A 13152-nucleotide genomic window follows, 5' to 3' on the forward strand; every position below is an offset into this window, starting at 1 on the left:
ATAATGACGAGCCCTTGGGTTCTCTTGCTGACAGTCAGTGCGAGTCCGGGACATGTTGTGAGTAAAACTTGGCAGAAAATGTGCAGTAAGATGATCGGAGTAGCTACAAATTCATTTTCCTTAATTTTTTATTTTGACCTAGTTTCTAGAATATTTTCCCATTAGAGTAGATTCTGTAATAATGTGCCCATCCATTGCCTTTTGGAGATCCGTTACACTTGATCCCTCAGTAAGATCTAATTCTGCATCCAACGCGTAAATTTTGATAAGGTATCTATGAGTACCTGACGGAGGACATGGGCCACCATACGCTGGTGTTTCAAAACCAGTACGTCCTTGTGGAAAATCAAACTTTTCACCTTTTGCAAATTCGGTCTTGGAAGAAGGAATGTTCCAAACGGTACTGTTACTTTATAGGTTGTTTAAGCCTCATTTTTAGGAATGAACAACCGATAAAGAAACATCGCCCAAATAAGATAGTATTTTATTAGTTGTTTTATCATTATATGGTACCATGAAAGACATCAATGAAATAATGCCAAAAGTTCCAAACATGAGATGGGGAGCACTGACCAATGCGTTTCCAACAAACGACAAGATAAAAGAAATGAATAAACTTTTTCCCCATGATGGTAGGTGGCATACAGTATTTGAAGAGCCAGAGCAGGTCTTCGTTGATGGTGTTAGAATATGGAAAAAAGATCTTACCAATCTGAGCTAAACTTTAATCTGAAATAAATCGCTGATCTGCAATTCCAATTATTCTTAATTCTGTCTGTCCCTTGATCGAATTGATTGTAAAATATGGATCTCCCCACCTTCTATAGTGTACTAGTTTTTCATCATCTGTCATGTGTACTGCAATAACATTTCCTATCTTTGGGATGCTGACTGGATGAAATGTTGCTAGTCTTTCTCTAATTGTTCCATGCTGCTCTGTTTGCATGAATATGCAATCTGCCACACCATATTCGTATAGTTCAATCACTGGAACAAATGGGTTTGATGTTTCATCTATTACCTGATTTATCATGTAGCTGTTGAAATGATATCTTGCATATTCTTCCATATGTTCTGCCTCATTTCGGTATGTCCACGGGGAGTCTCTGTCAAATACTATGTTGTATGTATCGTGCACCTTGTTTTTCTGACCTTGGATTGACGAATAAAGCGCGGCAAGCCCGAACCTCTTGGCTTTTGCATTTGTCAGTCCAAATAACTCATGAAATACTTCATAATTTCCTATCTTTTTTGACCTTTCTATTGAACGCATCATGGGAATTCCCATGGCGGCACAAAGGGATGTGTGATACGTGTCTGCAAATGGCCTGAATGCCTCGACTGTTTTTTCCTTTATCCTGTTTAGGTGTGATAATTTTTTCTCAAATTCTTCAACAGGCTCATATCCAAATGTCTCCGATTCGTCTATTGCATCTATTCTATTCCAAGCCCGGTTTATCAAAAACATGGTTTTTTTATCGAGATGGTATTTTTCCACTATGTTTTCTAATATGGTAGCATCAATTTCATTTGGCATGATTTGTTTTTGTATGATGGCATAGAGTTAAATTTCCTTTGGGACCTATTGTCCAATAATTGGCCCAGCGCATAAAGCCCGCAGATCCATATGGTCAGATCCTACTACTTGATGATGCAATTCGTTTTGTTGGCAGGATAAAGGATAGGAAATTGGTCACATTTGTCAGGCAATCAAATGCAGCACCATTGCTTGATGAAGAACTAAGTAACATGGTACACTATCAAGCCTCTGTCAAAGCATCATGGGATGAAATGTTTAATGAAAAACTGGGCAAGACTAACTGGATGATAACATCCAAAGAAAAAGTAAAACTTATCACTTTGTTTCTTGATGATGGACTCTTGATACTATCAACTGAACCAGAATCACAACATGATGAGATAATCCAAAAGATAAAAAACCTGAACGTAAAATTATAGCCATATAGAAAATTATTTTATGACAATTATTATTTTTTATAAGCTAATGTTGTGAAAACTAAGCTTTTCTATTGAAAGAATTCTATATTCACTAATGTCTATACTAGAACTGAAAGTTAGGTCAATATGTACTTCACATAATTTGTGTCTCTTAGTCAGCATTTTGACCAGGCAAGATTACTTTCTTGGAGAGGTCCTACCAAAGAAACCTCTCCAATTTTTTTATTTTTATGAATAGTGTTAAGCCTTTTTGGATCTTTGAAACATGTATGTCATGACTCTCTAGTTTCACATCTGGATTTCTTTTAGGATGGTAACCATTGCTTCTTTTTACCATATTCTGTGAGGGTGTGATACATGCGGTTAAACGAATCTTGCTGCATGGTCCCATGTTCAATAGTTCTCTGAATGATGGTCTCCAACTTGATGTGTTTCTCACGAATCATTTTCATTATCTCATCAAACATTTGTTTTATTATCTCAGACTCTTCATCTTCTGGTTCTTTGGGCATGCTATTCATCTATGTTGAAAAAACTTAAGGATTATTTAATTGAGACACATTGAAGTATACATGAGTGCTAATACAATAAAAAAGGCCAAGGCCCTTGCAAAAAATGGCGTAGTCATGATTGACAATGATCTATACCAAGTAAAATCCTCTAGCGATCCCTCCAAATCATACATGGTGACATCAGACAGCTGTGACTGTGAGGGGTTTAAGAATTTCTACAAGTTTCATCATGGAAAGGGATTGAAAGCAAACTGCTCACACCTTGAAGCTGTAAGAATCTTCAAAGACATGTCTCACAAAAAACAAAATCCAAAAACCAAATGAATTGTACGAAATAATGGTAAAATAATATTACGTAGAGCCTTTGTACAAAACCAAATACTCGTCTGGCCTGTCTCGCTCTTTTTTTGCTTGTAATGCATCTTGGTATCTTTCATAATGCGCAATAAAGTAAAGCCTTCTTCCAAATGATTCAAAGTAGTCAATTCCACACAAGTCAAATCCCGACTCTGGCGTCAATGATTTTTTTTCCTCATCTGTTACATCGGAACTCATTGATTGAATAAATAATACGTATTATTTCAAACTAACTTGAAAGCTAGTTTTTCTTGGAATCGAAATGCAGTATTAAAACTGACTTGTTTATCAATTCCTTGGCGGGGATTACAACACTCTCGTTTTTTTCATTGGTTACTATTATGTGGAACATCTCTGATGATGTGATGGTTCTGGATATATCACCTATCTGAGACATGAGTATGCCCAACCCTCAGGTAAATAATCTTTTGAAACGTTTGAATTTGAGAAACAAATTGAAAATCTCCGAGTTTAAGTTTTCTAATGATACGCCTAAAACAAGAATAAGATTTTTGAAACTGATTAGCACTTTGGTCCTAGATGTTGGAGTAATAGCAATCTCTAAGGATAGCGTGAAAAAAGAATTTCAAATGTAAATAATGTGGTACATTTTTGATCGTTACTAGTTGAAAGGATTCAGATATGTTTAATAGTAGCATTGCTACATAGGTAGATGATCCACTGTGAAACCTATTATGTATGGAGTGATTGGTGGAGGAGGTGCAGTTATGATTGCCATAGTTATCATACTAGTCTCTCAGTCAACTCCGCAATACGCACTACTACTAAATCCTGTGATACAAACAGGGACTAGTACCGACATGCATGTCATGGTTCAAAATACGGGCAAGGCCCCACTTACAAATGTCAGGGTAGATTATGGACATGGCACCAAGGCAGATATTATTCCAGTTTTAAATCCTGGGGAAAAAGTATGGTTGTCGCCGTCTAACATTGACACAAACAATAATGTAGTAGTAACAGATGATCAGGGAGTTACAGTAACAAAACCGTATACGACACCAATTAAGACGCCTCTTGCTGATTCGGACTAAACCACACGATGATCTTTTTTCTGACCTTGAATCTGAAAACAATTTTTGCATGTATCTATATTTACCGATAATGTTGAATCCATGGGCTGATCTGTAAATGACAACAGTAAGGATAAGAATCTGCCTTGAATGTGGTAGCACAAATACCGTTGTGAAAGCCAACGGTATTACATGCAGAAGCCGTGGAATGCAACGTATTCTTCGTTCAGTATCTTCTAGTGATTAAAAATGGCTTGTAAGGGAATATGCTACAGATTTGCAGCCAAAATACCATCAATAAAACAACAAATCTGAAATTTTTAATCAAGTACACATACCAAATGCCAGCGCCTATATGCCTGTTGATAATCTAATCTTATTACAATTCAGCCATGCTGTTAATTTTGTATGATTCTAGTTTAAGATGATGGATTTGAGTTCTTCTGGTTCTTCTATGACATGATCAGGATGAAATTTGAGCAACGCATTTTTACTGTTGTATCCCCATGACACTCCTATCACTCTGATTCCTGCCTTTTTAGCTGCCTCCACATCTCTTATCTCATCTCCTACGTAGATTGGATCTTCATGTGGAATAGTTTTTTCTTTCATCATTTTTTTCAATAGTCTGCTCTTGCCAAAGACTGCTCGCCCTGAATAGACAAAATCAAACAACTCCAAATCGTTTTTCTTTAAAAATTCCATTACATTCTCTCTGGAGTTTGTGGTCAATATTCCAAGGACACATCCGTTTTCTTTGAGGTGTACAAGCGTCTCTCTTATGTCCACCGCTGTCTTTAGATTGATGATTTCTTTATTCATCTCAAATCTTATCTTTCTTGCAACGATTGGAAGTTTGAATATTGATATTCCTAGGTGCTTTAGTACTGCACTTGGTTTTTTTTCTCGTAATTTTGGCAAGTCACTGAGTGGAATTTTTTTGTATCCGTAATGATCTGCAAACTTGTTTGCAATTCTTATGACTACTGACAGCGTATCTGCTATTGTACCGTCAAAATCAAAGATTATTGTGTGCATTAAAGTTTCGCAAGAAACTGCCGTTAAAGATTGTTGTGGATTAGGTTTTTCATTATTTACTGGACAATAAACTGTGTATTGTTCTTGATTTGTGGAACAGATATCTAGAATCTGTACTATGTTTTTGATATCTACAACTAGCTTTTTCTGATCGCGCAAACCTGACTCTGTATTTCGTTTACTTGTCGTTGACCTGTACTTGTGATAAGATATTCTAAAAATATAATATCTACAGATTTTAACCTTTGATGATGAAATCCTCCCTTTTGGATGAGGCATACGAGCTATGTGAAGAAGGCAAGTATACTCTAGCACTAGAATTTTATGATCTAATTTTATTCAAGGAACCCCGAAACATCACTGCCATGATAAACAAGGGTGTTACACTGCAAACGCTTGGAAAGCACTCCAAAGCAATAAAATGCTATGACGAGGCGCTGGAGATTGAAAAAAACAATCTGGATGCTCTTGTAAACAAGGGTTCGGTGCTACACACGCTTGGAAAATTTCACGATGCAATAGATTGTTATGACAAGACACTAAAGATCCAACCGAAATATGCATTGGCAATGGCATACAAGGGTCTCTCATTGGGAGAAATTGGTTTGCTAAAAGATGCAATAAAATGTTTTAATGCTGCACTAAAGATTGACAAAAAGTTTGACTTGGCATTGAACAATAAAACAATTGCACTAGAACTTTTAAAAAACAATACCAAGCTAAAACCAAAACTTCTCAAAAAGACTAGCGCAATAAAATAAAACTTGCTTAAAGTTATTGTATTTGTGCTTGCTGGACAAACCTGTCAAACCCGTATTCTAGGGCATCTGAGACCGAACTGTCTGGAACAAAATTGATCATCCATGCCAATAGTCCTGATGTCTTTACATCTAAGGAGATGTTTGCAATTGTCCCCCCATCTTTTTGACCATGAAAACCCCATGTTTTTTCTAGTTTGGTAATCATAGTAGTTCCCTTGAGATCTCCTGAAACTACCTCAACTACATAATTTCCATTCGAATCAGTCTTGCATATTGCCTGGGTGTCAAAAAATATGCCATTTACTCCTGCATTAATGTCCACAAGTCTTGTGTTGTTGTCTAATATCTTGACATATTTTACATTGTCAGGAAATATCTTGGAATACTGTGACACGTTTGATATTGTATTGAGCAAAGATTCTTCTTTTACGTCAGAAACTTTTTGCAACGTGATCATCCTGTCAGCATACGATGATGGAAACGAAAAGACTGTAACTACTACTATGATGATGAAAAGAACAGACTGTAATGATCTCTTGTCATGTTTTTGCATGACTTCCTATCCTGTATAAAATTTTGATGTGACTCTCGAAAGTCTTTCTGTAGTCTATGTGTTTTGTAAATGTAAATTTGTCTTGAAATGCCATTTCTGTGTCATTTGACGCAATCAATTGAAATCCATCATATGCATTATCTGATCTACCTTGTGCTGTCTGGATAAGGGCACTGCATGTCTTTGGCGCAGACATGGTGTAATATTTGACGTGTTAGTATATAACTATTGGTATACCAATCATTTGTATACAAGTGTATGCCATAGATATTATGCGTAAACTCGATCTCAGTGATAGCATAGGAACACTGATTGCACTTGCAGCAAAATCCCAGGAGCGGCTTGCAGAAATAGAGATGAAAAAACAACTGGGATTGACTCCTGCACAATGGAAAGTCATCCTGGTTCTCAATATTGTTGATGGACCAACACAAAAAGAGATCGCCGAAAAAATTAATGTTGATGGAAGTACACTTGTACCAGTGATAGATAAGATGGTAAAAAATGGCCTGGTAAAAAGAATGGCAGACTCTGAGGACAGACGAAACAACAGGATATTTCTTACAAAAAAAGCTGAATCAACAGTGGACTCTATAATTGTTATAATTCTCCAGGTTCGAAAGATGATTTATCGCGGCATATCTGAAAGCGATATACGTATCACTAGGACAGTTCTAAAATCCTTGATTGCAAATTCTGATTCTGTAATAAATGAAATAAGATCTGCATCTGGAAAGGGTGTTTCATGAATATGTCCAATCTGAAAGCATTTCTTATCATGATGCTTTTGTTACCAATGTCTCTTTCTTATGCAGAACCTGCAACACCTGGAGCCATTCTGACTTTTTATGTGACTGATTCGAACTTGTCCACTGATCATCGTGCAGTGATGAAGATATCTACATCTGGACTTGTTGATTTTACAATAAACGGAGTTCCAATATCTGGGCCAGGTGAAATGGTGGAAACTGGAATAGATACTGGAGTTTTTCAGCTCGAGCTTACACTGCCAGACTCTGTTAATGGAAAACCACTACAAAGTGGAGATGTTGTTGTCATGACATACCACCAGCGAGCAGACTATTCTGGAAATCCTACTGATGTTACCCAGTCTGCAGTTCTGTCAAGTGCACCATCAAGTCCTGTACAAAGCTCTTCACCAAATGTTAGAATTGGACAATATTTCAAACTGGACATATATGCACCAAACTATAACCTTGATTCCCAGACACCTGATGACATTCCACTTAGCATGATTGAGGTTCATATGGGCGGAGCGCAAACCACATTATCAGATAGTGCATTCCAAGCCAACCCGTATACTATGAGGGAGACTGGACCTGATACTAGTACATTTGAGGTAAATGTCAAGATACCAAAGTCAATAGCCGGGTTTCCTGTAGAGATGGGCTCGACATTAGAATTTCGATTCAATGATCCATCCATGCCCTCAAGTGTATTTGTAACAGTGGGCGGAGGCTCGTATCGTACACCTTACAACTCTGGTTCGGGTGGGGTGCCTAATTCAAGCTCTGGTTCTGGTACCTCTTACAACTATGGTTCAGGTGGGACACAACGCTTGGCTCCTAGTACGCTGATATTTTATGCGACAAACTCGATTGGAACAAATGTCAACTATGTAAACTCTACGTTGTTGTCTAGTCTGCAGGCGCCAATATGTGATCCAATCTCTGGTTCTTTTTTCATGATGGGAACAACAACAGTGACTTGTGCCGCAAAGGATCAAAATGGAAATTCTGTGATAAAGACATTTGTGGTAACTGTATTGGCAGATAAGAGTCATATTCCATCCTGGACCAAGAAGACAGTGGGATTCTGGTGTGCTGGTGAAATATCAGATAGCCAGTTGTCTTCTAGCATGAAATATCTTGCTTTAAATGGTGTGCTGTCTGTACAAGGAGATTCTGTGGTCCCAACCCCTGACAAGACAACACTGTGTCTCTGGGCTGGTGGTAGGGCATCTGATCAAGACGTGATAAGTTCTCTGTATCTTCTTTCTAGGTGATAGTTAAGACTTGGAGTGCTTGAAAAAATTCTAAAAACTTTCAACTCTTCATTATGTCTAGCGCAGCAAAATTTTCTCTAGGACCTTCTTATTTTAACAGCCCTGGCTATTAACAAAACTATTCCCACTATGAAGAGTATACCGCCGCCTATGATTATGATCTGGATATGATTGCATAATTCTAGTATCTGTAAATTGAAAGTTTGTGCAAGTTGTCCAATGATGGAACTGCAAAGTGATGAATATTGGAATAAAGATATGGCTGGTATGATGCCTACTATGATGGATATTATTCCAGCTGCTGCCATCCCTGCATATCTTTTCTGTTTTGACTGGAACTTTTTGGTGTCCTTTAACTTGTTTTTGCCTTGATGTGCTCCACATATGGGACAAAATTCATGCGTTTTGAATATTTTTGAACTGCATGTAATACACGATTTCATTGATGTGTCTTGAAATGTTTGCTGGGAACTGTGATCACGTTTTTCCTTTTTTTGTTGATCTTTACGTGTATCAATAAAATTATGTTCATCATGAAATGCTCCGCATTTTGAACAAAAACTAAACATTCTTGGTACTGGCGAACCACATTTGGGGCATAAATCAGAAAGACTAGTATCTGTTGATGGGTTGGTCTCACCCCCGTATCGTTGTTTTACATTCTGTATTTTGTTTTCTAGTGATCCTATCTTTCTTGTATTTTCGGATTCCTCTTCATGCGGATAAAGATATTTAGAAACTAGCATGTCTACATATTTCTGATCTGACGGGTATAACGGCTGTTCATTTTGTAATCTTTTAGATATTGAATCTAACCTAAGTGAATCTCCATAACCAAACTCTGTCAATTGTTCCACCAGTTCGATTAATTCTTTATTCATGAATCAGTAAATATAATCCACTGATTAAAAGAGGTTTTCATTTGCTTGATTTGATGTCTTTCACAAACGTGGTAAGAATAATGTGAAAAAATGTGGGTAAACCTTTTAGATAGAATTTAATTCTTGTCTGGATATTGTGTTGTGGATGAAAGCTACTTTTGGCGCAGGGTGTTTTTGGTGCATAGAACATGTTTTTAGAAAAAATGGAATCACGTCAACAAGTGTTGGCTATATGGGGGGCAAGACAAAAAATCCGACCTATGAGGATGTCTGTACCGACATGACTGGCCATGCAGAAGTTGTACAAGTAGAATATGATCCATCCAAGATTTCATATGGTGAAATTCTAGACATTTTTTGGAACAATCATGACCCGACAACACTGAATAGGCAGGGGCCTGATGTTGGGACCCAATATAGATCTGCCATTTTTTATCATACTCCGGAGCAGGAAATGGAGGCATTACAATCCAAAGAATACATTGAGAAATCTGGAACTAGGAAAAAGATTGTAACTGAGGTGGTACCTGCAACAGAATTTTACAAGGCAGAAGAATACCATCAGCAATATTATGACAAATGTGGAATCGTGTAACCTCTTGCATGGTTTGTGAAATTCTTACAAGACAGATCCGTTTTATATCAGGTCGTGGATGTGTGTCACTAGTTGAATTTCAAGCGACTTGGTAGACTGGTACTTTTTTTTGGCCTGATAGGACTGGGCGCGTTTATTTTTCTAAATCTTGATCTGGCGCATCGCAAGAGGGAGATATATCTATTATTTGCGTTATCTATCGCCTCTTTCATATCTGGTTGGGTTGGTCTGTTTCGCTATTCTCGGTTCTGGAACATGCTTGAATAGTGAAATGACCTGGTATTTGTCATGATATATGACAATTGTTAAAAAAATACAATGTTTCTAGAAATATCTCATGTAATGATTTTCTAAATGTATTTTTAACATCAATTCTTAAATAATTTAAAATTATATTATATATGTGATCGTAGAGTCACTACAGATGGCTTGACGATGCGTGGTCTGGCAGGAATCTTAGACGAATGCACGCAATGGCGTTGATTCCAAAGGAGGTAATCTCCAAACATCCCTGCAATGAAGGACCACGCCCTATGTTTTACTTTTCTTGAACCAAAGTTTTTTCTGAAACAAGATTATTGCAATCACGATTCCTCCAGCACCTGATAGGCCTGCTATTATTAGATATGTAAACACATTCATGTAGAAATTAAGAACGCCTACATTGAATGTGTATGATAACGTTCCCCCATTTTTGAAATCGACAAGACTGGCTCTGATTACATGATTTCCAGGTTCCTTGAATGTGTAATCCAAATCCCATTTTCCATAATCATGGTTTGCGGGAGGAAACGTGCCTACAATTTCGTCGTTATAATAAATTTGAACACCCATTCTGAAATTATCAACTGGGTTTTCATTCTGATCAAGAACTAGAAAGTGTAGAGTTGTATCTTTTCCTACCTCTGGAACAGGAGGAGTGGTTCCAACCTGGACTTCATAATCTCCAATCCTTGAAGAGTCTGTGCTAAAAGGGGGATGAATTATTTCATATATTCCAAGTCCGATAAAGAAGCTTAGGTATATTGGTAACAATAGATAGAATCGTTTTCTCATGATGTAATATCTGGCGTGTTGATATATTACGTTGCCTCTGTTTGCCAAATTGGAAAATACGTCAATCTGATATCATGATTGCCAAATATGTACAACTTTGAATTCTGTAGAAAAATTAACGGGATCTGAGATACTAATAAAGACGGATACTGTCAATTTAATATTGAACAAGTTGGCATCTAAAAAAATTTTAGCGGTTACAATAGTTGCAATGATGATAATCTTGTTTGTATATCTTGATCAGAATTTTAGAGATAAAGTGTTGCCTTCAAACGTTGTATCTCGAAATGATCCTTTCGTTAAGGAATATTCTTTGCCTCCAGGTTCTGCGCCAAATGGATTGGTTGTAGACAAGTCAGGGTTGGTTTGGGTTACGTCAAAGAATGCCACACTCTATTCAGTTGATCCACGCAGTGGGCAGGTGAACAGATATGAGATCAAAAGTGGGACAGCATCATACGAAAACCCGGGCACCACTTCTGCCATGGTTTGGGCTATTGTACAAGGCGGTGATGGAAAGATCTGGTTTTCTCCGCTGGGAACCAAAACAATCTGGAGATTTGACCCATCACGCGACATCTTTGATTCGTATTTGTCTGAAACTGGGGCTCCATTTCAGATGAAAGATGCCATGGATGGAAAAATCTGGTTTACTACACTGCGTGGAGACACAGTTGGCGTCATAGAAAAATCACAAAATGACACTTATTCTGTTTCTACTTTTGATACACTTCCTCATGCCAATCCTGCAGGAATATTTCTACAAAATGATTCTGTATGGGTGGCCAATGTGGGCTCTCAAAATATTTTCCAGTATAAAATCGACCAGAGTAATTATACCACAAAAGATATTTCAGTCATCCGAGAAATCCCGCCAGACAATAATACGCTATTTTCATCCCCGACTGATCTGTTTGTCGATAAGAATATTTTGTGGCTGACCGAACATGGCACCAGCTTTCTCACAAGTTATGATCTTGATAGCGGAAAAATTACGAGATATCCAACATCACAAAATACTTTCGGTACTACCACACTTCCCTTCTGGATTAGAGGAATTTATGATCCAAAAATTCTGTGGTTCAACGAACACCAGGGAAATAAAATTGGGCGCTTTGATGTATACAATAAAACATTGACAGAATACTCGATACCGTCATTACCAAAAGATGGTTATCTTACTTATCCTCTCAATATTTCGCAAGATCCTATGGATGAAAAAATTCTCTGGTTCTCTGAATGGAACACGGATAAGATTGGAGTGATAAACGGACATGTTACCATACCATTTACAATAAATCTCAATACAACAGAAATGACATTACGATATCATGATGCCAATGTTGTTGATTTGAAAATCACAGGTGATACCCATAGTTCTGACAGGATATTTTTGAATGCGTCAAGCTCAATTACTCCTACTGCCGAACTTGGAAATCTGACAGTGGGGTTTTCCTCTAATGTAGTGACTCTACCTCATGATAATATTATACACTTATCCATAAGGAATGATGGGGTTGCGCCTGGAAATTATACTGTTGGAATAAGTGCATCAGATGGCTTGGTGACAACCACCAAGTTTTTCGGTCTGTCTATACCCCTGACATAACTTTGTGACTGTTATTTCTCAAAAAAGTGTTTGGTAACTATGCCTTTTTTTAAAGCATACTCCTTGATCTCGGCAAATCGGAACTCATCTATGATGAAATGAATAAAATCTTCCTTGTATTGAGGCAACTCGGTCTTCTTCTTTGTTATTTGGTCTTCGTAATATTCTACATCTGGACCCTTGCCAAGCAGATTGTTACACATGTCTTTTAACTGGCCTATGCCAAATTTATCCAAAAGAAAGTACTTACTTGAGAGTTCTTTGTAAAATATCTTGTCTGCAGTCTCCATTTCATTTTTTATTTTTGATACGTCAGAATTCCTGGTTTCAGCATCTCTTGATCTTTCATGAGAATTGCTATGATGCATTTGTTATTGAATTCTTTTTTCCCAAAATATATACCATGAAAATTCCTGCTTGTTTTTTCTCATATTGAATATTGTTGAATGCGTGATACTGGAAAGATCCATTTACAATAATATTGTTTGACACTGTCATTGTTATGTCTTGATAAATTTGTTCTGCTTGATGAATGGTGAAAACTTGTTACATGTCTGAAAAAACTGAGCCTTGGAACAAACCTCTAAAGTTTTCCATGTGTGTCCTTGTCTGGTATTTTGTTTATGCAAAAACATGATCTAATCTGATTGCAAATAAAACTAGTGCTATTACAATCTGTGGTTCGCTGCATTTTGTTAGATCTAGTAAATGTGTTGTCTTGGTGCCTTTCAACCTATTTGGAAAATTACACCAATTTGTAAAACACGATCA

Annotated in this window: 20 protein-coding genes; 9 read left to right on the plus strand and 11 right to left on the minus strand. The window is 37.2% G+C overall.

All coding sequences use genetic code 11. The features are described 5' to 3' along the window. Positions 1–138: 138 nt before the first annotated feature. Positions 139–390 (minus strand): YbhB/YbcL family Raf kinase inhibitor-like protein, encoded by a 252-nt coding sequence (locus BQ3481_RS01465; RefSeq protein ID WP_157928422.1) that lies wholly within the window; start codon positions 388–390, stop codon positions 139–141. A 124-nt stretch (positions 391–514) separates the two neighbouring features. Here BQ3481_RS01465 and BQ3481_RS01470 point away from each other — a divergent pair, with 124 nt between their 5' ends. Continuing rightward, the gene (locus BQ3481_RS01470; protein ID WP_157926641.1) at positions 515–721 is read left to right on the plus strand and encodes a hypothetical protein; all 207 of its coding nucleotides are present in this window, start codon (positions 515–517) and stop codon (positions 719–721) included. 3 nt (positions 722–724) lie between these two features. Here BQ3481_RS01470 and BQ3481_RS01475 read toward each other — a convergent pair whose 3' ends face one another. Then, complete coding sequence (locus tag BQ3481_RS01475) at positions 725–1537, minus strand: hypothetical protein (protein WP_157926642.1); 813 nt, start codon at positions 1535–1537, stop codon at positions 725–727. 59 nt (positions 1538–1596) lie between these two features. Here BQ3481_RS01475 and BQ3481_RS01480 point away from each other — a divergent pair, with 59 nt between their 5' ends. Beyond that, the gene (locus BQ3481_RS01480) at positions 1597–1959 is read left to right on the plus strand and encodes a hypothetical protein (RefSeq protein ID WP_157926643.1); all 363 of its coding nucleotides are present in this window, start codon (positions 1597–1599) and stop codon (positions 1957–1959) included. 305 nt (positions 1960–2264) lie between these two features. On the opposite strand, the gene BQ3481_RS01485 is transcribed toward BQ3481_RS01480, so the two are convergent. Then, a complete protein-coding gene (locus BQ3481_RS01485) occupies positions 2265–2471 on the minus strand; it encodes a hypothetical protein (protein ID WP_157926644.1) in 207 nt (68 codons plus the stop codon). A 60-nt stretch (positions 2472–2531) separates the two neighbouring features. On the opposite strand from BQ3481_RS01485, the gene BQ3481_RS01490 reads away from it, so the two are divergent. Then, positions 2532–2795, plus strand: a complete 264-nt coding sequence (locus BQ3481_RS01490) for a hypothetical protein (protein WP_157926645.1) — start codon at positions 2532–2534, stop codon at positions 2793–2795. 27 nt (positions 2796–2822) lie between these two features. Here the strand turns inward: BQ3481_RS01490 and BQ3481_RS01495 are convergent, their stop codons facing one another. After that, the gene (locus BQ3481_RS01495; protein ID WP_157926646.1) at positions 2823–3026 is read right to left on the minus strand and encodes a hypothetical protein; all 204 of its coding nucleotides are present in this window, start codon (positions 3024–3026) and stop codon (positions 2823–2825) included. A 43-nt stretch (positions 3027–3069) separates the two neighbouring features. Continuing rightward, positions 3070–3225, minus strand: a complete 156-nt coding sequence (locus tag BQ3481_RS01500; RefSeq protein WP_157926647.1) for a hypothetical protein — start codon at positions 3223–3225, stop codon at positions 3070–3072. Positions 3226–3511: 286 nt separating this feature from the next. Here BQ3481_RS01500 and BQ3481_RS01505 point away from each other — a divergent pair, with 286 nt between their 5' ends. Further along, positions 3512–3883, plus strand: coding sequence for a hypothetical protein (locus BQ3481_RS01505; RefSeq protein WP_157926648.1), 372 nt, complete (start codon positions 3512–3514; stop codon positions 3881–3883). A gap of 393 nt (positions 3884–4276) precedes the next feature. Here the strand turns inward: BQ3481_RS01505 and BQ3481_RS01510 are convergent, their stop codons facing one another. After that, positions 4277–4900 carry an HAD hydrolase-like protein gene (locus BQ3481_RS01510; RefSeq protein ID WP_157926649.1) on the minus strand — a complete coding sequence of 208 codons (624 nt, stop codon included), beginning with the start codon at positions 4898–4900 and terminating at the stop codon, positions 4277–4279. 248 nt (positions 4901–5148) lie between these two features. Here BQ3481_RS01510 and BQ3481_RS01515 point away from each other — a divergent pair, with 248 nt between their 5' ends. Next, complete coding sequence (locus BQ3481_RS01515) at positions 5149–5661, plus strand: tetratricopeptide repeat protein (RefSeq protein ID WP_157926650.1); 513 nt, start codon at positions 5149–5151, stop codon at positions 5659–5661. A 13-nt stretch (positions 5662–5674) separates the two neighbouring features. Here the strand turns inward: BQ3481_RS01515 and BQ3481_RS01520 are convergent, their stop codons facing one another. Together BQ3481_RS01520 and BQ3481_RS01525 are read right to left on the minus strand one after the other, a co-directional pair. After that, a complete protein-coding gene (locus tag BQ3481_RS01520; protein ID WP_157926651.1) occupies positions 5675–6214 on the minus strand; it encodes a hypothetical protein in 540 nt (179 codons plus the stop codon). Continuing rightward, positions 6201–6410 (minus strand): hypothetical protein, encoded by a 210-nt coding sequence (locus tag BQ3481_RS01525; protein ID WP_157926652.1) that lies wholly within the window; start codon positions 6408–6410, stop codon positions 6201–6203. Before BQ3481_RS01525 ends, BQ3481_RS01520 begins: the two co-directional genes overlap by 14 nt. A 76-nt stretch (positions 6411–6486) precedes the next feature. Between BQ3481_RS01525 and BQ3481_RS01530 the strand changes: the two genes are divergently transcribed. Both BQ3481_RS01530 and BQ3481_RS01535 read left to right on the plus strand, forming a co-directional pair. After that, positions 6487–6963, plus strand: a complete 477-nt coding sequence (locus BQ3481_RS01530; RefSeq protein ID WP_157926653.1) for a MarR family winged helix-turn-helix transcriptional regulator — start codon at positions 6487–6489, stop codon at positions 6961–6963. Between the two features lie 2 nt (positions 6964–6965). After that, entirely contained in the window at positions 6966–8240 is a 1275-nt protein-coding gene (locus BQ3481_RS01535) for a hypothetical protein (RefSeq protein WP_157926654.1), read from the plus strand. Between the two features lie 77 nt (positions 8241–8317). On the opposite strand, the gene BQ3481_RS01540 is transcribed toward BQ3481_RS01535, so the two are convergent. Continuing rightward, positions 8318–9121: a zinc ribbon domain-containing protein gene (locus tag BQ3481_RS01540; protein ID WP_157926655.1), complete on the minus strand. Its 804-nt coding sequence runs from the start codon at positions 9119–9121 to the stop codon at positions 8318–8320. 145 nt (positions 9122–9266) lie between these two features. On the opposite strand from BQ3481_RS01540, the gene msrA reads away from it, so the two are divergent. Continuing rightward, on the plus strand, positions 9267–9716 hold the full coding sequence (gene msrA, locus BQ3481_RS01545; protein ID WP_157926656.1) for a peptide-methionine (S)-S-oxide reductase MsrA: 450 nt from the start codon (positions 9267–9269) through the stop codon (positions 9714–9716). Between the two features lie 531 nt (positions 9717–10247). Here the strand turns inward: msrA and BQ3481_RS01550 are convergent. Beyond that, positions 10248–10772, minus strand: coding sequence for a hypothetical protein (locus BQ3481_RS01550; protein WP_157926657.1), 525 nt, complete (start codon positions 10770–10772; stop codon positions 10248–10250). A gap of 163 nt (positions 10773–10935) precedes the next feature. Here BQ3481_RS01550 and BQ3481_RS01555 point away from each other — a divergent pair, with 163 nt between their 5' ends. Continuing rightward, positions 10936–12381 (plus strand): Vgb family protein, encoded by a 1446-nt coding sequence (locus BQ3481_RS01555; RefSeq protein ID WP_157926658.1) that lies wholly within the window; start codon positions 10936–10938, stop codon positions 12379–12381. 11 nt (positions 12382–12392) lie between these two features. Here BQ3481_RS01555 and BQ3481_RS01560 read toward each other — a convergent pair whose 3' ends face one another. Continuing rightward, entirely contained in the window at positions 12393–12749 is a 357-nt protein-coding gene (locus tag BQ3481_RS01560) for a hypothetical protein (protein ID WP_157926659.1), read from the minus strand. Positions 12750–13152 lie beyond the last annotated feature (403 nt).

The organism is Candidatus Nitrosotalea okcheonensis (assembly GCF_900177045.1).
GTDB lineage: Archaea > Thermoproteota > Nitrososphaeria > Nitrososphaerales > Nitrosopumilaceae > Nitrosotalea > Nitrosotalea okcheonensis.